This is a genomic window from Candidatus Methanosphaera massiliense (assembly GCF_028890305.1).
GTDB lineage: Archaea > Methanobacteriota > Methanobacteria > Methanobacteriales > Methanobacteriaceae > Methanosphaera > Methanosphaera massiliense.
The window spans coordinates 1,206,127-1,233,107 of record NZ_JARBXM010000001.1 but is presented as its reverse complement, the minus strand read 5'-3'; the positions used below and the strand labels follow the sequence as shown (position 1 = coordinate 1,233,107).

General features: G+C 27.7%; 23 protein-coding genes. 8 read left to right on the top strand and 15 right to left on the bottom strand.

Features of this window, described 5'->3' with window-relative positions; genetic code table 11:
* Positions 1-17: 17 nt before the first annotated feature.
* On the top strand, positions 18-3,101 hold the full coding sequence (locus OTK55_RS05930; RefSeq protein ID WP_274871206.1) for an autotransporter outer membrane beta-barrel domain-containing protein: 3,084 nt from the start codon (positions 18-20) through the stop codon (positions 3,099-3,101).
* Between the two features lie 243 nt (positions 3,102-3,344).
* Here the strand turns inward: OTK55_RS05930 and OTK55_RS05925 are convergent, their stop codons facing one another.
* The gene (locus OTK55_RS05925) at positions 3,345-3,752 is read right to left on the bottom strand and encodes a pyridoxamine 5'-phosphate oxidase family protein (RefSeq protein WP_274871204.1); all 408 of its coding nucleotides are present in this window, start codon (positions 3,750-3,752) and stop codon (positions 3,345-3,347) included.
* 410 nt (positions 3,753-4,162) lie between these two features.
* A complete protein-coding gene (locus tag OTK55_RS05920; RefSeq protein ID WP_274871203.1) occupies positions 4,163-7,396 on the bottom strand; it encodes a hypothetical protein in 3,234 nt (1,077 codons plus the stop codon).
* A gap of 277 nt (positions 7,397-7,673) precedes the next feature.
* Here OTK55_RS05920 and OTK55_RS05915 point away from each other — a divergent pair, with 277 nt between their 5' ends.
* Positions 7,674-8,597 carry a hypothetical protein gene (locus tag OTK55_RS05915; RefSeq protein WP_274871201.1) on the top strand — a complete coding sequence of 308 codons (924 nt, stop codon included), beginning with the start codon at positions 7,674-7,676 and terminating at the stop codon, positions 8,595-8,597.
* A gap of 72 nt (positions 8,598-8,669) precedes the next feature.
* On the opposite strand, the gene OTK55_RS05910 is transcribed toward OTK55_RS05915, so the two are convergent.
* From OTK55_RS05910 to OTK55_RS05890, 5 genes are all read right to left on the bottom strand, one after another.
* Positions 8,670-9,059 (bottom strand): hypothetical protein, encoded by a 390-nt coding sequence (locus OTK55_RS05910; RefSeq protein WP_274871200.1) that lies wholly within the window; start codon positions 9,057-9,059, stop codon positions 8,670-8,672.
* A gap of 110 nt (positions 9,060-9,169) precedes the next feature.
* A complete protein-coding gene (locus OTK55_RS05905) occupies positions 9,170-9,820 on the bottom strand; it encodes a transposase (RefSeq protein ID WP_274870718.1) in 651 nt (216 codons plus the stop codon).
* A 176-nt stretch (positions 9,821-9,996) separates the two neighbouring features.
* Complete coding sequence (locus tag OTK55_RS05900) at positions 9,997-10,485, bottom strand: helix-turn-helix domain-containing protein (protein WP_274870716.1); 489 nt, start codon at positions 10,483-10,485, stop codon at positions 9,997-9,999.
* Between the two features lie 128 nt (positions 10,486-10,613).
* Positions 10,614-12,098: an aldehyde dehydrogenase family protein gene (locus OTK55_RS05895; protein WP_274871198.1), complete on the bottom strand. Its 1,485-nt coding sequence runs from the start codon at positions 12,096-12,098 to the stop codon at positions 10,614-10,616.
* A gap of 95 nt (positions 12,099-12,193) precedes the next feature.
* Positions 12,194-13,366: an iron-containing alcohol dehydrogenase gene (locus OTK55_RS05890; RefSeq protein WP_274871196.1), complete on the bottom strand. Its 1,173-nt coding sequence runs from the start codon at positions 13,364-13,366 to the stop codon at positions 12,194-12,196.
* Between the two features lie 639 nt (positions 13,367-14,005).
* On the opposite strand from OTK55_RS05890, the gene OTK55_RS05885 reads away from it, so the two are divergent.
* The 6 genes from OTK55_RS05885 to OTK55_RS05860 all read left to right on the top strand — a co-directional run bounded on the left by OTK55_RS05885 (position 14,006) and on the right by OTK55_RS05860 (position 19,978).
* A complete protein-coding gene (locus OTK55_RS05885; RefSeq protein WP_274871194.1) occupies positions 14,006-14,320 on the top strand; it encodes a hypothetical protein in 315 nt (104 codons plus the stop codon).
* A gap of 66 nt (positions 14,321-14,386) precedes the next feature.
* Positions 14,387-16,507 (top strand): heavy metal translocating P-type ATPase, encoded by a 2,121-nt coding sequence (locus OTK55_RS05880; RefSeq protein ID WP_274871192.1) that lies wholly within the window; start codon positions 14,387-14,389, stop codon positions 16,505-16,507.
* A 264-nt stretch (positions 16,508-16,771) separates the two neighbouring features.
* The gene (locus OTK55_RS05875; RefSeq protein ID WP_274871191.1) at positions 16,772-17,098 is read left to right on the top strand and encodes a hypothetical protein; all 327 of its coding nucleotides are present in this window, start codon (positions 16,772-16,774) and stop codon (positions 17,096-17,098) included.
* Positions 17,099-17,371: 273 nt separating this feature from the next.
* Positions 17,372-17,839 (top strand): hypothetical protein, encoded by a 468-nt coding sequence (locus OTK55_RS05870; RefSeq protein WP_274871189.1) that lies wholly within the window; start codon positions 17,372-17,374, stop codon positions 17,837-17,839.
* A gap of 98 nt (positions 17,840-17,937) precedes the next feature.
* Positions 17,938-18,348 (top strand): DUF5518 domain-containing protein, encoded by a 411-nt coding sequence (locus tag OTK55_RS05865; RefSeq protein ID WP_274871188.1) that lies wholly within the window; start codon positions 17,938-17,940, stop codon positions 18,346-18,348.
* Positions 18,349-18,475: 127 nt separating this feature from the next.
* Positions 18,476-19,978 carry a TrkH family potassium uptake protein gene (locus tag OTK55_RS05860; protein WP_274871186.1) on the top strand — a complete coding sequence of 501 codons (1,503 nt, stop codon included), beginning with the start codon at positions 18,476-18,478 and terminating at the stop codon, positions 19,976-19,978.
* Positions 19,979-20,019: 41 nt separating this feature from the next.
* Here the strand turns inward: OTK55_RS05860 and OTK55_RS05855 are convergent, their stop codons facing one another.
* The 8 genes from OTK55_RS05855 to OTK55_RS05820 all read right to left on the bottom strand — a co-directional run bounded on the left by OTK55_RS05855 (position 20,020) and on the right by OTK55_RS05820 (position 26,792).
* The gene (locus tag OTK55_RS05855) at positions 20,020-20,415 is read right to left on the bottom strand and encodes a TM1802 family CRISPR-associated protein (RefSeq protein ID WP_274871184.1); all 396 of its coding nucleotides are present in this window, start codon (positions 20,413-20,415) and stop codon (positions 20,020-20,022) included.
* 14 nt (positions 20,416-20,429) lie between these two features.
* A complete protein-coding gene (locus OTK55_RS05850; protein WP_274871183.1) occupies positions 20,430-20,939 on the bottom strand; it encodes a hypothetical protein in 510 nt (169 codons plus the stop codon).
* Positions 20,920-21,825, bottom strand: a complete 906-nt coding sequence (locus OTK55_RS05845; protein WP_274871180.1) for a potassium channel family protein — start codon at positions 21,823-21,825, stop codon at positions 20,920-20,922. Before OTK55_RS05845 ends, OTK55_RS05850 begins: the two co-directional genes overlap by 20 nt.
* A gap of 25 nt (positions 21,826-21,850) precedes the next feature.
* The gene (locus OTK55_RS05840; protein WP_274871178.1) at positions 21,851-22,702 is read right to left on the bottom strand and encodes a potassium channel family protein; all 852 of its coding nucleotides are present in this window, start codon (positions 22,700-22,702) and stop codon (positions 21,851-21,853) included.
* A 382-nt stretch (positions 22,703-23,084) separates the two neighbouring features.
* Positions 23,085-23,930: a type II restriction endonuclease gene (locus OTK55_RS05835; protein ID WP_274871177.1), complete on the bottom strand. Its 846-nt coding sequence runs from the start codon at positions 23,928-23,930 to the stop codon at positions 23,085-23,087.
* Positions 23,931-24,042: 112 nt separating this feature from the next.
* Entirely contained in the window at positions 24,043-24,903 is an 861-nt protein-coding gene (locus OTK55_RS05830; RefSeq protein WP_274871176.1) for a DNA adenine methylase, read from the bottom strand.
* 369 nt (positions 24,904-25,272) lie between these two features.
* Positions 25,273-25,803: a flavodoxin family protein gene (locus OTK55_RS05825; RefSeq protein ID WP_274871174.1), complete on the bottom strand. Its 531-nt coding sequence runs from the start codon at positions 25,801-25,803 to the stop codon at positions 25,273-25,275.
* Between the two features lie 140 nt (positions 25,804-25,943).
* Positions 25,944-26,792: a class II glutamine amidotransferase gene (locus tag OTK55_RS05820; RefSeq protein ID WP_274871173.1), complete on the bottom strand. Its 849-nt coding sequence runs from the start codon at positions 26,790-26,792 to the stop codon at positions 25,944-25,946.
* Positions 26,793-26,981 lie beyond the last annotated feature (189 nt).

The following is a 26,981-nucleotide window of genomic DNA, read 5'->3' as shown; positions in this document are numbered from 1 at the left end:
GAAGGAGGTGAAAATAGATGAATATAACAAGAAAACACGTATCTATAATGATATTAATCTTCACTGTATTAATATTATTAACTTCAGTTAACGCTAATGATGTTAATAACACAGCACCATTGAAAAGTAATACTATACATGAAAGTAATAGTTCTCATATAGAAACTAATACTACTTTGAAAAGTAACAATTCACAATCAATAACAAAGAAAACACAAACAACAAAGAAACTAAAACAAGAATCAAATGAAGGCTATGTTTATGTTAACAGTAAGGGAACAGGTGATGGTAGTGATAGTACAAAACCAACCAATATAACAAATGCATTAACCAAGGTAAGTAATGGAGGTACAGTATATCTAGTAACAGACGACGATAATGACACTTATTATTATAAAAATACCTTAAACATCAACTCAAACACAGTAACAGCAAATGTTAAAAACTTCAATATAACAGCAGAATCTGGTAAAACAATAATATTCATGGGTAATAATAGTAATATCCTATCTATTAGTAATGGATATACTATTAATATTAATGGAATAACATTCAAAAATGGAACAACTAGTGCAATAAATAATAATGGTAATTTAACAATTAATAATTCAACATTCACTAATAATAGTGCTGTCACCTATGGTGGAGCAATACACTCAGCTAATGGAGTGTTAAGTATTATCAACAGTACATTCACAGATAACACTGCAAGTTTAGGTGGAGCAATATATTCTGGTAATGGAGAGTTACATATTATAAACAGTACATTCACAGGTAATAATGCAATTTTTACTGGTGGAGCTATAAATTCAAATGATGAAACTAGGACCATTATAAACAGTACATTCACAGATAACAATGCAAGCTATGGAGGAGCTATAAGTGCCACATATAATAATATGAGTATTATTAACAGTACTTTCATAAATAATTCTGTTACAGAAACTGGTGGTGCTATACAGTTATATGCAAATGCAACGATAGATAATAGTACATTCATTAAAAATCGTGCTAATAAAGAGGGAGGAGTAATATATTCCTTTAATGTACATACATTATTAAATAACAACAATTTCACAGATAATAATGCAACTAATGGAGGAGTATTATCTGCTAATCATGGAAGCACTACTTTAACAAATAATACCTTCACAAATAACAGTGCAAAGTACGGAGGAGTAATGAACTTCCATAATACTCTTAATTTAGAATCAAATAATGATACAAACAACATATCCAACAATACATTCATAGATAACAATGCAGGTTATGGAGGAGCAATATACAGCTTCAATACAAAAGATAATATAAACAATAACAACTTCAAAAACAACACAGCAACAAACGATGGTGGAGCAATACTAAACAGTATAAGCAGTCAAACCGTATCAAACAATAACTTCACAAATAATAATGCAAAGTATGGGGGAGCAATATACTCTGTATCAGGAAATCAAAGCATTGAAAACAATCAATTCAACAATAACACTGCAACAGATAACAGTTCCTCAATATACATTGAATATAGCTTTATAACATTAATAAATAACACAATACCAAATAACACAATAATAAACAAAACAGATGTTGAAGGAAATTCTAATAGAACAATATACAACACAAAAGATGTGGTGCCAGCAAACACTACTGAAAAAATATACACCATGGAAAATAACACTAATACATATAAAACAATATTTGCATTAAACTACGGAGCACAGCAATACTATAGCGATGATAATACTGGTTTCTGTATAGAGCCAGACGCTCTACCACCAATATATCATACAATATTCGAAAGAGAACTATTAACCAACCAAATAAGATATAATCAAGTAACAAACGAAAATGTAATTGAGTATATAAAAGGATTCCTAGTATTATTCTGGAATGATACAGAAAGCTTTGATGATCCAACTGACTTAACCATATATCAAGAAGGAATAAACTTCCTTATAAAAAATGATTTCCATAACACAACAAAACTATCCGAAACACTACCTGGATTTAAACATCCACAACAATACTATATAACTAAAATCGAAGACGCATTAAAAAATAGTAAAATACCAAATAGCGGATTACTTAGAGATAATAAAACAACATATCAAATATACTACTACAAAGCATTAGATGAATATAACAGTGGAACACACTATCAAAACATGATTGGAATAAGTATAAACAAAACTCCTTTAAACATGTCATGGGCCTGGAAACTAGTAAACGAAACAACAAATAAAACATACACCGTAAACTATACTGTAAATGTAACAGTAAAAGAACCATATAATGAGACAGAAGAATATCAAGAAAACATAACAGTAGAAGAACCATACAATGTAACAGAAACATATACAGTGAACGTTTCAATACAGGAACCATACAATAGAACTGAAACTTATAATGTAAACGTTACAACACAAGAACCATACAATGTAACAGAACAGTATACAGTAAATGTGACAAAACAAAAACCATACATTACAACACGTGAAAACACACGAACTAAAAACATAAATAAGGGAATCGAAAAAAATACAAAAACAAATAATCTGTATAACAAGAATAACAATAAATCTAGAAATGTTACAATACAAGAGACAAGGACAAGAACAGTAACCAAGTACAGAAATGTTACAACACAGGAGACTAGAACAAGAACAGTAACAGAATATAGAAATGTTACAACACAGGAGATAAAAAATATAACAGTAACCAAGTACAGAAATGTGACAAAAACTGTAACGAGAACAAGAATAGTAACAAAATATAGGCCAGTAACACACGAGGAACAAAGAAGTCAGACAATAACCCAAATAAGCTACCATTACAAATTATACATATACTTATTATACTTAGAAGGTAAAATAAGTTATAATGATTTAGTAGCAATAATTGGATCAGAAAACATTCAGTTTAATGAAAATGGAAGTATAGTACTAGACTTTGAAAACATAGAGGATATACCTGATAATATATCTGTAACTGGATTAAATAATACTGCTATTCCAACAACTAGTGATGATATTGATGCATCAAATCCTGATGGATTAGAAAATCCAGTTATGGATGCTGGAATAATTACTACAGAAATATAATCAAATAACACTTTCTTCCATTTTATTTTTTTTAAAAAAGAGAAACTATACTTTTTTAAGATTAGCTTTTTTTATAGAATTATTTTATTTTCTATTTCTATCAACTATTTCGTATAATTAGATATTATCCTATTTTAATTAAGATTATTATATTCAAATCAATACAATATAGATATAGGCTATTAATGTAATTATAATGAATTAAAAAAAAAGTAAGTATTGAAAAAATTAATAATTTTGTATTTAAAATTCTATTTTTTCTTTTGTTGTATTTTCCATTGTTCTAAATTCAGCTACAGCATTTTCTAGATGGAATATTTGTGGAACATATCCTGTTTTATCATTGTATATTTTCTCTAACATAGGCATTGTTTCAAATGCTTTGTCATATAATGTTTTGTCATCATCAAATGCTACTTTTCCAGTATATCTTAAGAAGTCTCCGTTTACTCTTCCTACGAATTCTACTTTAGGATTTGCTTCTAGTTGTTTGAAAACATTTTTAAATGTTCCTGTTAGGAAATATATTTGATCATCTACTAACATACGAAAACCTAATGGCCTACATTTTGGTTGATCACCGTCTGTTGTTGCTAAAAATAATACTTGTGCTTCATTCATAAATTCAAATACTTTTTCTCTGTCTGTCATTATTATCACCTTTTTTTAGATTTATTGTTTTACCACGTTTAATCCTATAATTTCCTTATTATATATATTTATAACTAAAATAGAAATTATGAAAAGTTATTATTCATTCTTCTATTTCTTAATAATTTACTATAAGTTAGGCTAGACTAAAAATCAATTTTGATAATTATATTTAATACTTAGAAAATTATATTAGCACATATGAAGAATATTAACAAAGTTATATTTAAAATATTATTGAAAAAAAATAGGAAATAGATTGAATTTAAATTATCTTTAAAAAATTAGTCTATTTTATCAAAAATGAATCTTTCTAAATGATTATATAAGAAATTGTTGATTATATCATATCATCTATTAATTTTAATAAAATTCATATAAATAAAGAAAAAAAGAAGATAGGTGAAATATTAATCACAGTCTACTCTTTGATGAAGTGTTTCATCATCACTCTGTGAATTATGATTAGGACTGTCAGCAATATTATCACCCATGGAACTCCAGGTACCGTTAATTGAATGAATAATAAGATTCAATTCTAAGTTAGTATTAGTCCTTGTTCCAAAGTAATTTGAATTATCCTGTGTCACCATTGTTAATGTATAATTATGTGATTTAAGATTTTGTGGAAGTGTAATATTTAAATTAACATTACCATTAGTAATATTGTATACTATGTTCTTTCCTGATTCATCTCGTAATGTATTACCATTAATTTTAAATATGGCTTTAACTGTTCCGTTGATACGTGATTTAGTATTATTGTTAAGTATAACTCCTTTTACATTTATATCATATAACTCTGCTTTTATTGCTTGTAGTGATGCGATTGTTGGTGTCTTTGTTATTTTTAGTATACTATTTCCTTCAACTCTGTATATTGTATTAGAGTATACTGCTGTTATGTTATAGTTTCTCACTGTATAACTTTCTGGTATTTTATACTTGTAGGATGCTACTCCATTTTTAACATAGACTTTTACTGTTTTACCCTTATTATCAAATATTGTTTTACCATTGATTTTTAGTATTATGAAACCATCGTTAATATTTAATACAGTTTTGTTATTGGTTAGTTTTACTGTTATGTTAGCATATGAACTTTTTGATGCATTTACTTGTGTTATGTTTAGAGTAGGTGCTAGTATTTTGATGTTACTGTTGGTACTTTTACTTCCTGTAATATTATTAGTTCCACTAAATGTAGCACTTAGTGTGTATGTATTTTTTGAATAGTTTGATGGTAATTTATAATTTAATATTGCTAATCCATTTTTCACTGGCACATAAATTGTCTTATTGTTTGATTGTAGTGTTCTTCCATTAATCTTAAATACTATTTTTCCATTATTTACATTATTACCATATTGATCTTTAATATGTGCTTTTAGGGTTAATTGTTTTGAATATGATGTGATGTTATCTGTTTTTATAGTTGATCTATACATTTTTGTATAATTGATTGTTTCAATGTATTTAGCATTCATTACCTTTGGTATTTGATTTTTTGAAATGAACTGATTATATGCGTAGATATTTCCCATTAAATATGAAGTCTTTCTTCCTACAAGATGTCCGTCATCATTAGATGCGTATACTTGTATTGTAGTATTATATAAATTTGTCTTATAGTAGTATGAGATATCTGCTTGTCTATATATACCATATTTATCTGTAGCAGCAAGGTATCTTGATGCATTTAATGGACTGGATATCTTTGTATCCTTCTTATAGTATCCTCTATGATAATAATCTGGACTATTAGGTGATACTATGTATTCTCCAGGTTTTAGTACTCCCTGTAATTCTTTTGTTTTACCATTATAATTTATTACCATTCCAAAAGTACCGTTAGGTGCTTTAATTAGCACATGTCCTTTAGCCAGGTCTTTTTTAATATTTAATAGCATGTCCAGATATGTTTTACTTATGTTGTTTTGATTTATCATTTCTAGTGTGATAGCTTCTGTTTTCTCTGTTACACCTGCTGAATCTGTACCACCATTACCTACCATCCAACCATTTGATGTTACATAACAATGGAAAAAGTATGTACCATCTGTTTTCTGTTGTCTTGTTATTGTATCATTTGTTATGTAGAAGTCCACACTACTACTTGAATCTCTTCTGAATGTAATTACTGATTCATTATTACTTACTTGTATTACGTTGGAACAGCATCCTTCATCTATCTTAGCTGAGGTTGTTTTTGTAGTTGTTGTCTTGTTTGTGGAACTAACTCTTTTGAATAATAAGCCATAATCAGGTTCTTTTGTTCCCCAATTATTTCCTTTGCTTAGTACATATCCTTGACCATTTTTATATACTACATGGGTTGTGTATTGTTTATTTTTCATTGTAATATTAGAGTATGTTATATTAGTGTTACCATTAGTTGAGTATATTAATCCATTTCTAGCAATGTTATCTCTCAAATTACATTTGTTGATGATAATTGTTCCATTTGGATTATATATTATTGAACCATCATCTGCTGTGTTATTTTTTATTTGACTTGAGTTTAGTAATGTTTTGTATAATGCTATTGAGTATACAACTCCACCTTGTTTTGCTGTGTTATTCCATATGTTACTGTTTTTAATTGTTGTAGTTGATCTTGATGTTTTAGATACTACTGCTCCATAGGTTGCGTTATTTCTATATATTCTACAATTATTGATTGTTAAATCTTTTTTAGAACTTGTAGATATTACCCCACCATTTATTGCTGTATTATCATAGAATGCTAAATTAGATAACAGGGTTGTTCCAGATGAATCAAGTAAATCAGTAGTAGTATGTATTGCTCCACCTCTATATCCTGCATTATTCAAGTAAAATCTTGATGTAAGAATATTTAGGTAAGCAGTAGAATATATTGCTCCTCCATAATATTTAGCACTATTATTATAGAAGTTGGAATTTATTATATCTGCTCTTGTATTATACAAGTAGAATACTCCACCAGCGTATGCATAATTATTATAGAAATTTGAATTCTTTACATTTAATGTAGCACTTTTTAGATATAAGCTTCCACCTTCACCATATAATCCTTTTACCTTATTATTATACATAGTAACATTGTTTAAATTTAATGTTACATTATATTTGTTATTCTTAGTTATTACGGCTCCTTTACTTGATGAATAACAGTTTCTTATTGTTAAATTATTCATGTTAATTGTATATCTACCTGAAATATCTAAGAAATTATATTTATTTTGACCATCAATAATTGCACCATTACCATTAATTGTAATCTTATGACAATTATTAGGTGTCTTCAAGGTGATTGGTTTTGTTATATTATACGTGTTATTTTTTAAATTGATAGTATATGAAGAACTTCTAGTTTTCTGAGCATTGGTGAATTCTGTTGTTATTGATGAATATGATGATGCTGTTGATGTTTTAAGTTGCTTTGATTTAGATTTAGTTACTGTGTTTAATTGTTTTTGTTCTACCTTTTGATTATCATTGGTAGATACTTGACTTGTATGAATTGTTGAAGCTGTATTATTATGTTGTTGTTCTACTGCAGTATTTGTATTATTATCTGTTGCAGATACTGCTGTTATACAACATAATAGTATAACTACCATACTTACTAAAATAACACTTCTTACGTTTATTTTAGTCATTTAATCATCAATTCCTGTTGATTAGGTTTAAAATAATTTTTTTTAATTAAAAATTATCTAATTTATAATCTATCATTATTTATTTATACATTTTATTAAAAAAAAATAATTTTAATTAGTTTATTTTTATTGTAAAGAATAGTTAACTTATTATTTTATCAGAATAGATTTGTATGATATATTTGATTTGTAGAGAAATATAGAATATATATTAATATATATAAATATAATAATATTTGAGTAAAAAAAATAAAAATAGAAAAAAAAGGTAATCTAAATGAATGAAAAAATTATATGTGATAATTGTGGCCAAGAAAATCCCATTAATTACTTACAATGTATAAACTGCAATGAAAATATGAAAAACTATGATTACTATAAAAAAGACTTTAAAAAGTACTATAAATTATTCAGTAACCAATCACTAGAAATATTAAAACAAATACCATTAACAGACACAGCCTATGATTCAATACTGAATTCAATAATTGAAATAGGCTCTGAAAACCTACCAGCAATACCAGAACCACCCTCAATCCCAGTACTTATGAAAATAACTAAGCCATATGCAAGAGTACAGTATGACCAAGAAAACAAACACCCCGAATATCTTAGCTATTACTCTTTTAACAGGATATTTATCAATAGAAATACACCACAAAATATGATAAGTGGTGCAATAATCCATGAATTTGGACATCACCTATTTAATGAGATAATCAAACAGTCAATAATGCACTTATTAAATGTTGAAAAAAACTTATACATTGAATCATTTGCATGGTATCTTACACTACAAAATGAGTATTTACAAATAGCTAATGAATATGTATCCCATAGGGTTCAAGAATATTTCACACCAGAACAATTTAATGGATATACATCACTAATACAATTATTAAATGATCATTCTAATCTAGAAGAAGAGAAAATTCAAACTGCGCTAAACTTTGGAAATGTAATATCAGAAGATGTCATATTTATAATGGAACATTTTATTACAAGGTCAAATCCTGCTAATCCATTAAATATTCAGAATAACAATTTACCCTATAATATAATGAAGGTTAATGAACAAACAAAACTAAATGCTATCTACACTATAATATATAAGACATTTGAATTATTTTGTAAAAATAAAAGGGATATGTTACCTATACTAGATGACTTAAATAATAGTTATATTTACTATAATGTTTAAAAAAAAATAGTTTTTGGATTATACATTAAGCATAATCCCCCTTTTCCCCTCCATTAATTCTTAAAAAAAGTATTAATTATCGAGTATTATATCACTAAATTCTGGATATTTCTCTACAAAGTCAAGCACTTCCTGGTCAATAAAATCAAACCATTGTTGATGGGATATATTTCTAGAGAAATGTTTTATATGCATTATTTTTTGATTGTTTTCTTTTTCGGATATTTTTTCTTCCAATTCCTTGGAGATTTCTGGTAGAACCATGTCATCAATAGGATTCTTATTTTCATATGCAATAAATACATCTTCAAACTCTAATGGTAGCACATCACCATTTTGTCTTGTTTTTATCATTATTTCCTGAAAGTTATCTGCTATTACTCTGTAATTTAAAGTTAGTTTTGAGAATTTACTTCCTTCTTTGGTCATTTTATCTAATTTTTCATAATTCCATTTAGTCATTTTATACCCTTCTATAATAATATATGTTATAATTATAGATTAATAATTTTATAAATAAAAAGAGTTTTTATTTTAAATAAAAATAGTTAATAAAAAAAATTTATAGTATTTTACCAAATGTTTATACCTAAATATTCATTAACCCAATTTGTGTAAAATGATGTTAAATCAACTATTTTATAGAATTCACGTTCAAATATTTCTATTAATTTGTTTAAATTTTCATACATTGATTTATATATTTTAGATTTAATTTTACGCCATACATCTTCAATTGGATTTAAATCAGGGCAATATGGTTTTAAAAAGATTAAATTTATGTTCAATATTTCACAGGCTTTTTCAACAATTTTAGCATGATGTATTCTTGCGTTATCTAAAATAATATTTATTCTTTTTTCTTTTGAGTTTATTTCCATTATTTTTGGATTTGATAGGTTATTCAGTAATCTTAATCTTTTTTCATACCCTATTTTTCTTGAATTGTTGTTGTCTTCTTTCCTGCAAATCTTTTGAATTTTTTCTATGGAAATTTGTTTGGAATTGTCATTATATAGTTCATCATTGATTTTATTTATCAAATCCATTTCATTTAGTGATTTAGAGGATAGATATTTTTTTATTTTTTCATCAGATAAGTTTTCATTGTTTATTGCATCTTTGATTAATTGTTTACCTAATCTATTAGTCATGTTTTCAATACGGTAATGGCATAAGGTAATTACAAAGTGAAATGCATTGTTTTTTGTATTTACCTCCATATATGAGTTGCAATTGATTCCTTGAAATCCAGTTACATTTATTCCAAATTTTACTGGATGTTTTGTTTGTATATTTTTTTCTCCAGGAGCATATAATATTCTTGTAACATTTGGAACATTTTGACAAGATGTTTCATCTAAAAAAGCAAAATATTCTGTTTGTATGTCTGTTGTCTTTAGTTTTTTTTAAGATCTTCTTCAGGATTCTTAGGACGTGTGTTGTATTTAATGAATGGTTTTCCATAGTTTAAATTTAATTTTTGTCTTGTAATAACCCATACTTGCTTCTCACTATATGTTATACCATATTTTTCTTTAATTAAGTTTCGTACATCTTTTAAATTATATTTCTCTTCATTTCCAGTTATGATTTCATTCAATTCTTTTAATTGTTGATCAGTTAAATATGATTTTCTTCCACAATTGGAATAATTTGAAAATAAACCATCAACGCCATTTTCATTATATTGTTTGACCCAACGTTCGCCTGTTTTTCTTGAAATATTAATGTTTTTTGAGGCTTTAGCAATACTTTCACCATTTGCAACCATGTTAATTAACAAAAGACGCCTATAAACAGTGTAATATTCCTTGTACTCTTTCAGCATGTCTGAAATTTCTGAAAGTTCTAAATGTTTTTCAATTTTATTATTAAATTTTTCCATGAATATACATTTATAATCCATTAGGTATAAACTTTTAGTAAAAAACTATAAAAAAAAAATAAGTGAAGAATAATAAATTATGAAACGAATTCGTGATGTTTTAGTGATATTCCAACTAATAGTTCAACTTATTTTTTTGGATAGAATCCACTTGGTTCTTCTGAAAGATTGATCATTATGTTTTTAGCTTGTGTATAATGATTTAAAATCATTTTATGGGTTTCACGGCCAATACCTGAAGCTTTGTATCCACCAAATGGTGCTCCTGCTGGTATGGAGTTGTATGTATTTATCCACATTCTACCTGTTTCAATGTTACTTGCTACTCTTATAGCTCTGTTAATATCTCTAGTCCAAACTGCTCCCCCTAATCCATAGTAACTGTCATTTGCAAGATCTACTACTTCTTCCTCAGTTTCAAATGGCATTACTACTGCAACTGGACCAAATATTTCATCTTGAGCAACAGACATATCATTTGTTACATCTGTTAGTAATGTTGGTTCTACATAACAACCATTAGCAAAGTCTCCATCAGTCATTCTTTTACCACCAACAGCTACTGTTGCCCCTTCTTCTTTACCTTTTTCTATACATGAAAGTATTTTTTCTACTTGTCTTTCGTTAATTTGTGCACCCATTTGTGCATTAGGATCCCATGGCATTCCAACATCTATTTTCTTAAATGCATCTACTGCTTCTTTTACAAATTTATCATAGATTGATTCTTGTACGAATACTCTAGAACCTGCACAGCATACTTGTCCTTGGTTAAATAATATACCTAATTGTAATCCATCCATTGCCATGTCCCATTTACAATCCTCAAAATAAATGTTAGCTGATTTACCACCTAATTCTAGTGTTGCTGGAATAAGTTTTTTTGCTGCAGCGTCTGCTACATTGGAACCTACTTCTGTAGATCCTGTGAATGCGAGTTTTCTTAAATCTGGATGGTCAAGAAGGTATTGTCCTGACTTGGAACCTTTACCTGTTACTATGTTAAATACACCGTCTGGTAATACTCCATCAATTAGTTTTGCAAATTCAAGTACACTTAATGGTGTTGAACTTGATGGTTTGAATACTGTACAGCATCCTGCTGCTAGTACTGGTGCTAGTTTCCATGCAGCCATTAAGAATGGGAAGTTCCATGGTACAATTTGACCAACTACTCCTATAGGTTCTCTTAATATTAAGCTTAATGTGTTATTATCAAGTTTTGTTGCACTTCCTTCCTCTGTTCTTACTGCTGCTGCAAAGTATCTGAAATGATCTGATGAGAATGGTATATCAATTGAAGTTGTTTCACGTAATGCTTTACCATTATCTAGTGATTCTATTAATGCTAGTTTTTCTGCATTTTCATCTATGATGTCTGCTATTTTTAGTAGAATTTCTTGTCTTTCTATTGGTTCTACTTGTTTCCATTCAGGGAATGCATTCCATGCAGCTTTTACTGCTTTATCTACATCTTCTTTTGTTGCCTCTGCACATGTTGATAATACTTCTCCATTTCCTGGGCATGTTGTTTCGAAGGTTTGTTTGTCTGATGCATCACACCATTTTCCATCTATATATAATTTGTATTCTGAATCTGCTGGATTTTCCATTTTAATCTTCTCCAATTATTATTTACATGTTTTTTGTGGGATAATCAATATTTTTTATTAAAAATATAAAGGAGGTTAAGTGATATTTACTCCTCTTAGAAGTCTACTTGTTTTCCATAGTAGATGTATTCTAATAATTTTTCGAGTAATTCTGGATTTGTTTTTCTTGGGTTGGTTGGAGTACATGCGTCTTCTTGTGCATGTTTAGCAATTTCTGCTTTTTTCTCGAGGAATTCTTCTTCGTTTACACCAAATTCTTTAAGTGTTTTTGGAATTCCCATTTGTTCATTGTAGTAATCAATTTTTACACATAATTGTCTTACAATTTCTTCGTCTGTACCCTGCATTCCTATGAATCTACCAATATCTCCATATCTACTTGCATCTGCTTTTGAGTTAAATTTAATTACGTATGGTAAGTAGATTGCGTTTGCACATCCGTGAGGTATGTGTCCTGTACTGAATGCTGCTCCTGTTTTGTGTGCTAAAGAGTGTACAATACCTAGTAATGCATTTGAGAATGCCATACCTGCTTCACATTGATAGTAGTGCATTCTTTCTCTTGCATCCATATCTTCATTATATGAGTCTATAAGATCTTCGAATATGTGTTTTATTGCATGTAATGCTAGTGCGTCCGTGAATGGTTGATGTACTAATCCTACATATGCTTCTATTGCGTGTGTTAATGCATCCATTCCTGTGTAAGCTGTTAGTTTTTGTGGCATTGTTTTAGGAAGTAGTGGGTCTACAATTGCTACGTCGGGTGTAATTTCAAAGTTTGCAATTGGGTATTTTATACCTGTATCATAATCAGTTATTACAGAGAATGCAGTTACTTCTGTAGCTGTTCCACTTGTTGAAGAGATTGCTAGGAATTTAGCTTTGTTTCTCATTTTTGGGAAGTTTTCATTTGAAGATATCTGTTCGAAGGTTGCATCTGGATGTTCATAGAAAATCCACATTGCTTTTGCAGCGTCGATAGGTGATCCTCCACCCATTGCAATAATCCAGTCAGGACCAAATTCTTCCATTATTTTTGCTCCTTCCATTGCACTTTCTACGGATGGGTCTGGTGATATTCCTTCAATTAATTTTGTTTCTATGTTAGCTTCTTTTAGGTTGTTGAGTACTATGTCTAATACTCCTGATCTTTTTAGTGATCCTCCACCTATTACTATTACTGCTTTTTCTCCTTCTAATTCTTTAAGGTAGTCTAATGCGTTTTCTCCAAAATATACGTCTCGTGGTAAAGTAAATCTTTGCATTTGTGATTTCTCCATTATATGTTATTTTAAATATTTTAATCTTTTTAGAAAAATCCTTCCATCCCTGTATTTTGTAGAACCATTTTCCTAAAAATATTAATGCCAATCATAACTACTTATGATTGTTACTCTTAATTATGAGGGTGGTAGTATTTAAAGTAATGGTTTATTTGTAATGATTTATCATGATAATTTAATTAGCAATATGACAGTTATTTTAGATAAGAAAAAAGATTATTGACTTAATAATCAAAAATAATTTATTTATAGTTATACAGTCCGAAAAAGAAAAATTAAACGTTTAAATTAAAAAAAGAATATATTAATTAAATTAAAAATTATCATTATTTATCATGATAAATAAAATGATAAAAAATTCAACCTTCTAAAAAACAGAAAATAAACAAATAAAACACAAAATAAGACGAATATACAATTTTTGATTAAAATTTAGGCACACTAAAAAAAAATAATAGATAATATTAGGTTATACTCAAAATAAAGTAAAAATAAACATTAATCAACAAAAATAAATAATAACTTTAAATAAGATAAAAATATAATAATCAAATAAAGAATAAAAAAAACTATTCTTTGAAAATAGAAAATTAATTAAAATATAATTCAAAAGGTGATAATATGGCAAACAATAATAATAATGACGATGGATTTGGAACAAAAGCAAGAAAATTTTTTGGACAAACAAAAGTAAAATACTTCATCGGCGGAATGGTTGCAGCATATGCAATTAGAAAAATAGCACAAACAGACGCAGCACACAACGCAGCTGTATCAGCAACCGCAGGATTCCTAAATTTAAAAGACTCTGTAGAAGAAGGAATCGAAAACATCAAAGAAGATGCAGAAGATATCCACGCAGAAGCACAAGAAAAACAAAAAATAGAAATATATGGTCCTGAAGACATAGATGAAGAAGACGAATCTGAAGAATAAACACAAAAACATTATCAACTCCACCCTACATTTTTTTTAATAAAATAACTTAAATAAGGGACTAAAATGAAATTTAAAATAGTTTATGATAATGATAAAAACAGATTACGTGTTCGCGCTGGAAGAGCTGCATTTACAACAGAAGAAGGATATGGAATAGCCCAATTATTAACAGAAAAAAAGGGCATTGAATCTGTTAAAGTTTCATCAACAAATGGTAGTATATATGTTGAATACACTGGAAGCAAAAAACGAGTATTTAAATATATAGCTGATATAAAAAAATCAGACTTATTCGAAGCTGACCCAACAACATTACAACTAGCTAACGAAACAGATAGCAGATACATAAACAAGATAATAAAAAAAATAGTAACCAGATACTTCTTCAAATTCTTCCTACCTGCACCACTAAACATAGCAAAAGTATTATATGAATCAATACCATTTATATTAAAAGGTGCTGACAGTTTAATACACCTAAGACTAGACGTAGACCTACTTGATGCAACATCCCTATTTGTGACAATATCTCAGGGAATGTTTGGACCAGCAAGCTCAATAGCATTCTTACTAGGATTATCAGAAATACTAGAAGAATACACAATAGAAAAAACAAAACACTCACTAGAAAACAGTCTAATGCTAAACATCAACAAAGTATGGATAAAAACAGAAACTGGAGAAGAAATACAAATACCATTCTCACAGCTCAAAAAAGGCGACAAAGTAATAGTAAGAACAGGAACAATAATCCCTGCTGATGGTATAATTCTATCAGGAGATGCTGAAATAAACGAAGCAACCATGACTGGAGAATCACTAGCAGTCCATAAAAATGAAGGAACAGCAGTATTCGCAGGAACCATTGTTGAAAACGGTTCAATAACCATAGAAGTCGATGCAATAAATGAATCAACAAGAATAAATCAAATTATTGATTTAATTGAAAGTTCAGATAAAGCAAAAGCAGGAATTGAAAGTAAAGCAGAAGATTTAGCAGATTCAATAGTACCATGGAACTTCGCTGTAACAATACTAACATACATCTTAACAGGAAGTACAATAAAAGCAATATCAGCACTAACAGTAGATTATTCATGCGCAATAAAACTTGCAACACCAATAACAATTATCTCAGCTATGAGAGAAGCATCAGAAAGAGAAATTGTGGTAAAAGGTGGAAGATACTTAGAAGCATTTGCTAATGCAGACACAATAATCTTTGATAAAACAGGAACACTAACAGAATCCAAACCAAAAGTAGCAAAAGTAGTATCATTAGGTAGTTTATCTGACGACGAATTACTAAGACAAGCTGCATGCCTTGAAGAACACTTCCCACATAGTGTTGCAACAGCAATAGTGGAAGAAGCAATTGAACAAGGATTAACACACGGAGAAGAATTACACTCCGAAGTAGAATACATTGTAGCCCACGGTATTGCTACAAAACTATTTAACAAACGTACAGTGCTAGGTAGCAGACACTTCGTTCTTGAAGATGAAGGTGTAGAAATAACAAAAGAACAAGAAAAAATCATAGATGAAAATGCAGATAAATATTCAATAATCTACTTTGCTATTGACAGTAAATTAGAAGGAATAATCTGCATATACGACCCACCTAGAAAAGAAGCTCAACAAGTGCTCAGCGAACTAAGAAACTTAGGCATAGCTGATATCATAATGCTTACTGGTGACAGTGAAAACGCTGCAGCAACAACAGCAGAACTACTAGGAGTAAATGAATACAGATCACAAGTACTACCAGAAGACAAAGCAAGAATAGTAGAGGAAATTAAAGCAGAAGGAAAACAAGTAATCATGGTTGGTGACGGTATAAATGATTCACCAGCACTATCCGCAGCAGATGTATCTGTAGCAATGAAAGATTCATCTGACCTAGCAAGAGAAGTTGCAGATATCACATTACTCAGACCAAACCTAAACGATCTCGTAACTATGAGATTAATAAGCCAAAGAATGCTAGAATTAATCCACAGAAACTATGGATTAATACTTGTACTAAACACATTCTTCATGGGCCTAGGATTAACAGGAGTAATCACACCATCATTAACATCCGTATTCCATAACGGTTCAACCATGCTTATAAGTCTAGACAGTGCAAGATCTAAAAACTATAAACATGTAGAAACATTCGAAGCAACAGTGGAAGAATAAATTCCTTCCACACTTTTCTTTTTTAAAAAAAAAATATTTTAAAGTAAAATATTTAATTTAAAATATTCTAATTAAACTAATTAAATAAACAAATATATCAATATTAATACTAAATTTTTATAGCTATTTTTAATATAATTAAATATATAATCTATTCTTTCTTTATTAGATTATGTCATGTACATATAATTGTATTAGTTTGTTATTTTTAGATATTAATTAATTTGATATTATTATATACTGTGTTTGATAAAAATATGTATCATGAGAAAGAATAATGTTATAATTATTATTGTAGGAATTATATTAGTTGCATTACTTATTATTAGTAATGGTTTTACTAATTTTGATTTCTCACATAATAATACTACAAATGACACAAATAATACAACTAGTAATAGTTCTATGAATCAATCACATGACAATAGCCAACATGTAGATCAAGCTACAAATCCAAGTGACAATAATCAACCTCAAGAATCATCAAGTTATCAACAACAAGCTAGTGAAAGTTCAAGTTCTTCTAGTCAGGAATCCAGTAGTCATTCTAGTGGAAGTGAAGGTGGAAGTGAATCCTCTTCATCAAATTAATTAAATAAATTTTTTTTCTTTTATTTTTTTTTTAGTTTCAATTATTATTATTTTTTTTACAAAATTATCTTTTTTTATATAATATTTTCCTAATTTTTTTCAATAATCAATATATGAAATATTTATTTTAATAGATTTAAATATCTTAAAATTAATTTTAAATTAGTTATTTCTAAAATAGAATTATTTAAATACTATTAATTATAAAATAATTATTGTAAGTCTATTATAATAAAAATAGACTTATTATATTTAATTTTTTAGGAGGACATAATGAGCTCACGAAATGATATTATAAATATATTGAGTAACTACCCTGAATGGCATTCAATCGAATATATTTATATAGACAGAAATATAACAAAAACTACAAAAATTAACAAACAAATATTAAAAGATAAAATAATAATAACAAAAAATAGCAATGAACTATTCAGAATGATTGATTATAACATTTTGAATAACAAAGATAAATTATATGATGAAAACTACAGTAAACTAAACTATGTGCCAGTAGCCGATTTAATAGTTATAGGCAATGACGTCGATAATACAGAAGATATAGAACAGTTGATTGACAAAAACACGATAATTTCAAAGGTTTTATCAGATAACGTTTATTTCATTGAAGATTCCATGAATGAATTATTAATACTTATAACACCCCATGAAACATATATCCTTAAAGGACATGGATTGAATATGGAATTACTAAAAGGAGACTACCTACGAAATACATGAAAATCTATTCTAAATCCTCTTATCCTCTCCCTTTTTTTTTAGAAAATATTTAATACTTATAATAATAAAGAAAATATTAGATTAATATGAATTTTAATATGGACTATGAAACATCAATTATTATAGGATTATTTTTAGGAAGTGTTATATTATTCATGGGAAGAATACTAAGCTATCCTATAACAGGTACATTACTAGCAATTATCTGTTCAGCATTATTTGCATCATTTTTATATAATCCATCCAATAAAAAAAATCCTAAACATAGAGCTTTAAGAGGTGCAACGTCAAGCTTCTTATTATGTTTTATTTTCAGTATAATTCTAACAATATACTATGTTCCACGGTTTAGTAGTGTTCTTGGTACTGCTGACTTATCAATAAGTTTATCTATTGGAATCATATTATTATTCACTATTATTGGCGGAATAGTAATAGGTTCTCTTGGTGGAAGTATAGGTTCAACATTCAGAGACTTAGTATCTGTAATAACCTTTGAAAGAAAATAGAATTATAATAAGAACGTTTTAACCCTCTTTTATTTAACTTTTTTAAAATCAACTTAAACATTTTCATATAAATTTTTAAATATCACCATTAACAAAATAGATATGTAAATAAATAAGGTAATCAATTATGAACTCATTTATAGTAAATAAACTAAAACAAGACGAATTAAAAACAATTGGTCACTATAGTGGATATGTATGCATATTAATAGGCTTATTCATGTTAGCTCCTATCATAACTGCTTTAGCATATCATGATGCACCGACATACTTAAATGCATTTATTATTTCATCAGCAATATCAATTGCTATAGGTATTATCTTATTTACTAGTTTCAGGAGTAGACAATTAACTCAATTGTCCTTAAAGGGATCATTAATTTTTGTATTGAGTATTTGGGGAATTACTGCATTACTTGCAGGATTACCATATTTTGTATCAGGTGATTTAGGATTTATTGACTCAATATTTCAAGGAATGTCTGGTATAACAACAACAGGATTTTCTTTAATTCCTGCTGAAGAAACCTCTTTTTCTATATGCTTATGGGAAGCATTAACTCAATGGTTTGGTGGATTAGGAATAATTGTTTTATTACTGGTAGTAGTACCATCATCCGTTAGTTTAAAACGTTTATACTTCGCTGAAGGTAAAACAGAGCAAATGACTCCTAATATAAAGCATACTATAATGATATTTATTAAATTATATTTATTATTAACAGCAATTGGAATTGTACTCTATCTATTAATAGGATTAGATTTATTTGATGCAATATGCTATTGTTTTTGTGGAATAGCAACAGGTGGATTTTCAGTTGATGCAAATCATGTTGAACATTTTAGTCAACCTTTAATGCAACTTGTTACTATTATAATAATGATACTTGGAAGTACAAACTTTGTACTACTTTACAGATTATTTAAAGGTAATACAAAACAACTCTTCAAAGATGAAGAAGTAAAAGCAATGGCAATAATTATCATATTTGGAACAGTACTTATTGCATTATCACTCTACTTTGGAGGATACTACCATCAGGATATAGTAAAAATATTCTCACACTCATTATTCCAAGTAGTATCAGTAATGTCTTCAACAGGTTTTACTACAACAGATATAACTCCCTGGCCATCCTTTTGTTATCATATATTAATAATATTAATGTTTATAGGTGGATCAGTATGTTCAACTAGTGGTGGATTAAAAATTTATAACATTGTAGTAATGATTAAATCTATTTGGTGGGAAGTACAGACAATGCTACTACCAAAAAATACTATTATTGTTAAAAAAATATACCATGATAATAAGTATAGGGATGTGTCAAATGATAATATCAGAACAATACTCATATATATCATAGCATATATCCTAATATTCCTTATAAGTTCAATGATTATATTATTGTTCTGTAATAACCTAGAAATAGCTTATTCATTAGCTGCATCATCACTTGGAAACACAGGCGTTGGACCAGATTATTTCTCAATAACAATGCCACTTCCAATAAAAATAATTATGATTATTGACTTCTGGGTTGGCAGGATTGGTGTATGGCCACTATTATTACTAATAGTATATGGAGTTAGTATGGTTCAAGGAAAAATAGATGAATTTGGAGAATAAAATCCTCCTAAGCCATACAAATCTTTTTTTTAAAAAATTTTTTATGTTATTTCTTTATCTTTAACTTCTCTATGATAATTAGGTGCACTTCCAAGAGTATAACCTAATGTAAAATAGAAGCTTGTTTCATCATCAGAAATATTCCAATTTTTATCAGATTTAAGTAAGGAAATTGATGCTTCTTCTTCTAATTCTTTAAATATTGCATCATATTTACGTATTTCATTAATCATTACAGGATATAATGCTTTAATTCTATCATGACTTAACTGTATGTTATATATTTTGTTAAGAAATGGTGTAGCCTTTAATTCCTTATATTCAATATGTGTTAATTTTCGTGTTAAAAAACCTAACAAGAATGATGCCTTTTTATCATCACTTACTAATATTTCATCTAAGACATATCTATGTTCTATTACTAAATTATCATTCATCACATGTCACCCTCTTAAAATATTTTATCTATTACACTAGTTACCTTTAGAATTTCATTATCTGCTTTACCTAAACGTTTCATTGATTTAGCTGCAGCTTCAACTGGTGTATCATTTGACTCCATCATAAACTGACTAATATAAGTCATAAACATTCTGAACTCCATCTTATCCTTAAAAGTTTTTCTTAAAAGTTTATCAACATATTTAATTTCATCATCAACAACATCACCATCAGTATCAACTTCAACATTATTCAATGCATTATTAATAGTATCTAAATCATGATATTTCAATAATTCATCTAGAAATGCTTCATTCATACGTCTTCTATCATCCTGATGTTTTCGTAACTTTTTATCATTATGTACTCTTTCAAGAAAGCCATCATAGAATACTTCAACTTCTGGTTCCGTTTTAAAAAGTTTTTGTACAACTTCTAATAGATTTTGTTCAATATTTAATCCTACAAACTCCTCATCTTCATCTTCTTCTTCCATTCTTCTAACTTCTTCTGGTTTCATCTGATTCCACCTCTGCCTTATTCAATGCATCCTCTATTTCCTCTTTTTCCAGATGTTCCTCAAGTAACTGAGTTATAACATCTAATTTAACATGTAAATCGGAAATATCTTGATCTAATTTATCCACTTGATTCTGAAGAATCCTATTTCTTCCCTTTAACTGCTTAATATACACCTTCATTGTACGTCTAGTTTCTTCCTCCGGCTTCTCCATATAGAGTGCAGACATTGCTGCAGTGAAAATACTAATGAATAATACTCCCATAATAATTGTGAAAATACCCATTATCTTTCCAGGATATGAAATTGGAGTAATATCCCCATATCCAACACCAGTTAATGTAACAATATTATACCAAAAGGAATCAAATATTGACGTAAATGCTGGGTCAATCTGAGATAATATAACTGATGATAAGATAACATAAAATACAATTATAACAGCCAATACCTTTAATAATCTATTCTGTATAAAATACTTTAATGCTCCCAGATGAATATTTCTAAGAGTAACTACTTTAGTTAACTGAACTACCTGTAATAATCTAAGCAATTTAATTACCCTGAAAACAGCAAAATATCTTAGGAATATGAAATTAAAAGGAATTATCGATATAATATCAATAATATGAGTCTTTACAAATTCCCATAATGATTTTGTTGAATTCATGTAGATAGATACTAAGTTTAAAAATAATAAAAAACACACCATCAAGTCAAAAATCGACATGAAATATAATACATTAACTGAAACATTAAAGAATGTTATTATAAATATAAATAAAAAATCTATTAATGTAAGTAATACTAAGAAAATATCCTTAAGTTCACTTAATAATAAACGTGTATCCTCTGATACCTTAAACTCATATGATTTTAATTTCATTAGTATAGCCTACCATATACAATAATTATTTTTTCTGTTGTTTTTTAAGAATAGTAATAATATTATCCATACTATCCTCTAAATCATTAACATTCTTTTCTAATCTACTAATATTCTTATCCAGTTTATCCACATCAGTTTGAAGATCATTATCATGTAAATTTAATTCTTTCATATCTTTCTTAAGTAGTTCTCTACGCTCAGATTCAGGTTTATCATTATACAAAGCTGATAAATAAGCAGTAAATATTGAAACAAAAAATGAACCAACAATTACTGTTAAAACTGTTGTTAACTTACCAGCTAAATGTAGTGGTACAACATCACCATAACCCACAGTGGAAATAGTTACTATATTAAACCAGAGAGCATCAAATACATTATTAATACTTGAATCAAAGTATCTAAAGGAAATTGATAAGCCAATCATGTATACTACAGTAAATATACTTGTGATTATTAATATATTTTCTTTAATAAAATCTCGGCCAGTTAAATCATCATCCATATTATTTGATACATGTCGTACCTTCCGATAAATATGTAATATTCTTAATAATCTAAACACTGCAAAAAATCTTATAAAACTGACATTAATCGGTAGCATAGCAATAATTTCTAGATAATTATTTTTTATAAAAGTTTTTAAATCTTCATCAGACCTATAATAATCAAATATCATATCTAACAATAGACAAAGACATGTGAAATAATCAAACAATGTCATAAATCTAACTGCTTGTTGATTTAAATTCATTGTAAAATGCATGACTATAAAAATTAAATCAAGAACAATCAATGAAAATAACGAAGCATTTTTTACTTGAATTAATTTCTTGTAACGTCTTATATTAGAGAAATGATTATTATCAGTCATTTATGTTACCTTAGTTACTACTAATAATAAGATATCTTAAAAGTAAAAAATAAATTTTACGGCAATCCCCATCCATTTTTTGACCATGGATTAATATGAAAATATTATAAAATATATTTTGATTTTTTTCTTCAATTTGAAATTTTCAGATTAGTTTTTTTTAGGCTATGTAGAAATCCTATTTTTTAGAAGTAGATTAATCAGTAAATTATAAAATCTTTTCTTTATTTAATTAAAAAAGGTTCGTATGTTTTGTTTAAATATTAGAAAAAATGTTCTAAAACCTAGATAAAAATAGAAGAATAAATAAAATATTCATATTATAAAAAGATTTAATTGGATTTTTATAAATTATTTTAAGAACTAACTACTGTGTTATATTTTATTTAAACACCTCAGTAAATATTCCTTTTTCCAGATCTGTAATATTATATAAATGTTCCATTTCATTGAACGTTTCTTCTAAGTTCCCTCTTGCACCTTTCCATCCTGCTCCATCGGTTACCCATACAAATTCAAAGTTTGGTATATCTTTTGATTCCCTTGATATCATTTTATAACTTCGTGCTGTTTCATTTAGTTTAGAACCACCACTTGTATAAAAATTTGTTTCTATAACGTAGATATTATTTTCTGTTTTCACTACAAAATCCCATCTTTTTGACGATGTTCCTCCTGCAGATATTTGAGATAAGTCCATATTCCACTTTGATTCAATATCTCTGAGATACATCTCTTTATAGTATTCTAAGCCCGTTTTTTTTATGTATGATTCTACCAAATTTTCCATTTGGTGTCCTCCCCTGTTCTTACGTCCATTACTGTCTAATCCTGTTTCCACGCCTAAACAGTAGTCTATGAGGTTATTGACAATATGGTTTTCTATCAAGTCTACTAATCCTGTTTTTTCCATGAAATAAATGTATTGTTCTATAGAGTAATTCCTAGATTCAAAATTAAAATTAAATTCACCCTCTTCATCTCTAACATATATTTCTTTTTTACGAACTGCTAGTAAGATAGGTATACATTTTAATATTTCAGGATATTTTTCAAATAAATCTGTCATATCTTGTTTAATATTATTAGAACCTATCAATGAATTCATGATGTTAAGTTCTATTTTTAATTTTTCTATATTTTCATAGACTTTTTCAAAATTCACATAATAGTTGTATTGATTTATGCTATATCTCATTTCATTAAACCATTTATCAAAGTCCCTCATATATTATTCCTCTTATGTTAATATTTTTAACAGTTGAACATATTTCTACATAATATTTATTTAACCTCTAATTATTCTTTTTGTATTTTTATAGAAATTTATGTTAATTCTTTTAATTAAACCATGTGTCTAAACTATTCCCACTATAATTTGTGATAATTACTTCTTTGCCCTTACGTTTATTAGCATTTCTATTAATTGCACGTCTTACGTTGAATCTATCTATGTTAAATTCACCATATAATTCATATACTAATGGTACATCATTGTTACTTAACATTATTTTTGCACCTTTTTTATCTAATTTTTTATATAACTTAGATAAACGTACATGGTCTTCATAAGTGAATCCATCTTTAGTATAATCTGTGAAATTTGCTGTTTCTGTTACAGGTACATATGGTGAGTCAAAATATACAAAATCATCCTTTTTAACATCAACACATGCATCCTCAAAATCACCTTCTCGTATATCCACATTATAATTATTTAAATAAAGTCCTATATCTCTCAAATTATCTTCATTTATTGATGGACCATTTACTTTATTATTATAAGGTACATTAAACAATCCTTTCTTATTAACTCTGTATAATCCATTAAAACAATGTTTATTAATCCAAATCATAAGTGCTGCACATTCAGCATCTAATTGGTTATCTAATATTTTCTTGTTATACTTATCTCTTATAATATAATATCTCTCTTTATCACAAGATACTGAGTCAAGCAGTTTTACTTCATTAATAACATTATTATAGTTATTTTTAAGTTGTCTATAACAATTTAATAATTGACTATTTGTATCATTAATAACAGCATGTTCTGGTTGTACATCAAATAATAAAGCTCCACCACCAATGAAAGGTTCATAATAATTAAGGTAGGAGTTAGGCATTCTTTCTTTTAGTTTACTAAGTAACTGTTTTTTGCCACCAGCCCATTTAACAAAGGGGCTCGTCTTTAAAGTCATTCTATCAACTCCCCCATATTACTTCATATTCAACTGCATATTTTTTTAATTTAAATTGAAATCTTTTTATATTCATAATATATTTCTAGTTAAAAAAAAAGCTATATTACTATACAACTTATTTCTTTTTTATTAAGATTTATCAATCATAACAAGTCTATAGTCCAAATAAGCTTATTTATAAAATTAACATGTTTAAATTATATAATTTCTGAGTAATAATAATTTCTAAAAAACAACTATTATAAAAATATTATTTATTTCTTAAGTTTACAAAGGTTTTTCATAAGTAGATTGTAAAAATTTATGGGGTTTTTACAAACATATAAAAAAATAAGAAGGGTTGAAAAAGAAAGAAGATATTGAATTTTATATTTTTGAAGCAATTTCTTTTACTTCATCAATATATTTTTGTAGTTCGTCTTTATCTCCTTTTCCCTGAGTTCCCATAGCTGTTACATTACCTATAACTTCCATTCCCATATATCCAAATGGCATTTTTTTGAATGAATCTATGTATTCTCCAAATACATTTTCTGGTTGTGCTTGTGTGAATATGGTAACTACTTTTTTACCTTCTAATGATTTGTTTTCATTTCTAGATATTTGATAGAATCTGTCTATGAATGTTTTTGCTTGTGCTGTTATTTGTCCATAGTATATAGGTGATGAGAATACTAGTACATCTGCATCTAATAATGATTTAATAATATCGTTTCCATCATCATCTATTACACAGTCTCCTTCTTCACATGCCATACATGCATTACATCCGAATAATTTTTTATGATTTAGGAAAATATATTCTGTATCTGCATCAACTGCATCTAAGAATTCTTTTACTAAAACATCACTATTACCATCCTTTCTAGGACTTCCTACAATTCCTAATACTTTCATTTTTATATACTCCTTATTATTACATATTAAAATAAAAAAACTAATTATTATATATGTATCTAATACTGTAAATAGTTAACAAGGATTTTATAGAAAAAGAATAAATATAGGGAGGGAAAGAGAGATAAGAAATCATATTCTTATACTTCGGGTTGTTGAGATTCCAAGAATCTTTCGGGTGTTATTTCTCCAAAGTTTTTTATTAGATTTTCTTTCATTGTAGGTGTTAGGTTGTTCATGATGAATTTGAAGTTTTCTAATGTGATTCTGTATTCATTGTTATGTGTTTTTCCTTGGTGTACTATTTTTCCATCTTTAACTGCTATTAATGTGTTTAATGGAAATACTTCCCAGTTTTCATTGTTTAGTTTGTTTGTTGTAACGTAGATAGTATTCTCTTTTTTTAGGTAATGTAGTCCACCTTCACTGTTTGTATGGAAATACATTAATGATCCATCATATAACATCAAATTTAGTTTATTGTCTTTTGCTAGGTCTGTAACTAGTTTGTCTAATAATTCGAATCGTTCTTTGCTTGTTAGTTGTCTTTTTATTTTGTTTTCTGTTTTGTTTATTTCATCTACTAGGTATAGTAGTACTCTTTCTGAGTCTGTGTCTCCTTCTTGTATGGTTTTGTATTGTTCTATTTTCGTATTGTTGAATATTGTTCCGTTATGCATTAATGTCCATGTTCGATTGTTATTGTCTATTTTTTTGAAAGGGTGACAGTTTTTTGGTTCCATCTGTCCTGTTGTTGCTAGTCTTATATGTGCGAATGCGTTTTTTGTTATTATTGGATTGTCTAGTATTCTTCTTAATTTTTTTGAGTCGGATGCTTTTATTGGTTCTTTTTCTATTTTTGATTCTTTGTTTCGCATTAATGCTAATCCCCATCCATCCGGATGTTGGTTTGAGTGTTTATAAAAAGCTTCTAGATACTCATTTATTTGTGTTTTCTTATTACTACTGACACCGAATAATTCACACATTTTGTCACCTCCTTCTTTTTAGACGTTATTATATATTAATATTTTATCTTTTCATCTTTTTATATTTTGTTTGTTTTTCTTTATTTTTTCTTTTTTATTGGTTTATTTTTCATATTTTTTTATTGTTTATTATAATTTTTTTATTATTTATTATACAAAATAAAATATAACATTGTTAATTAATAATTT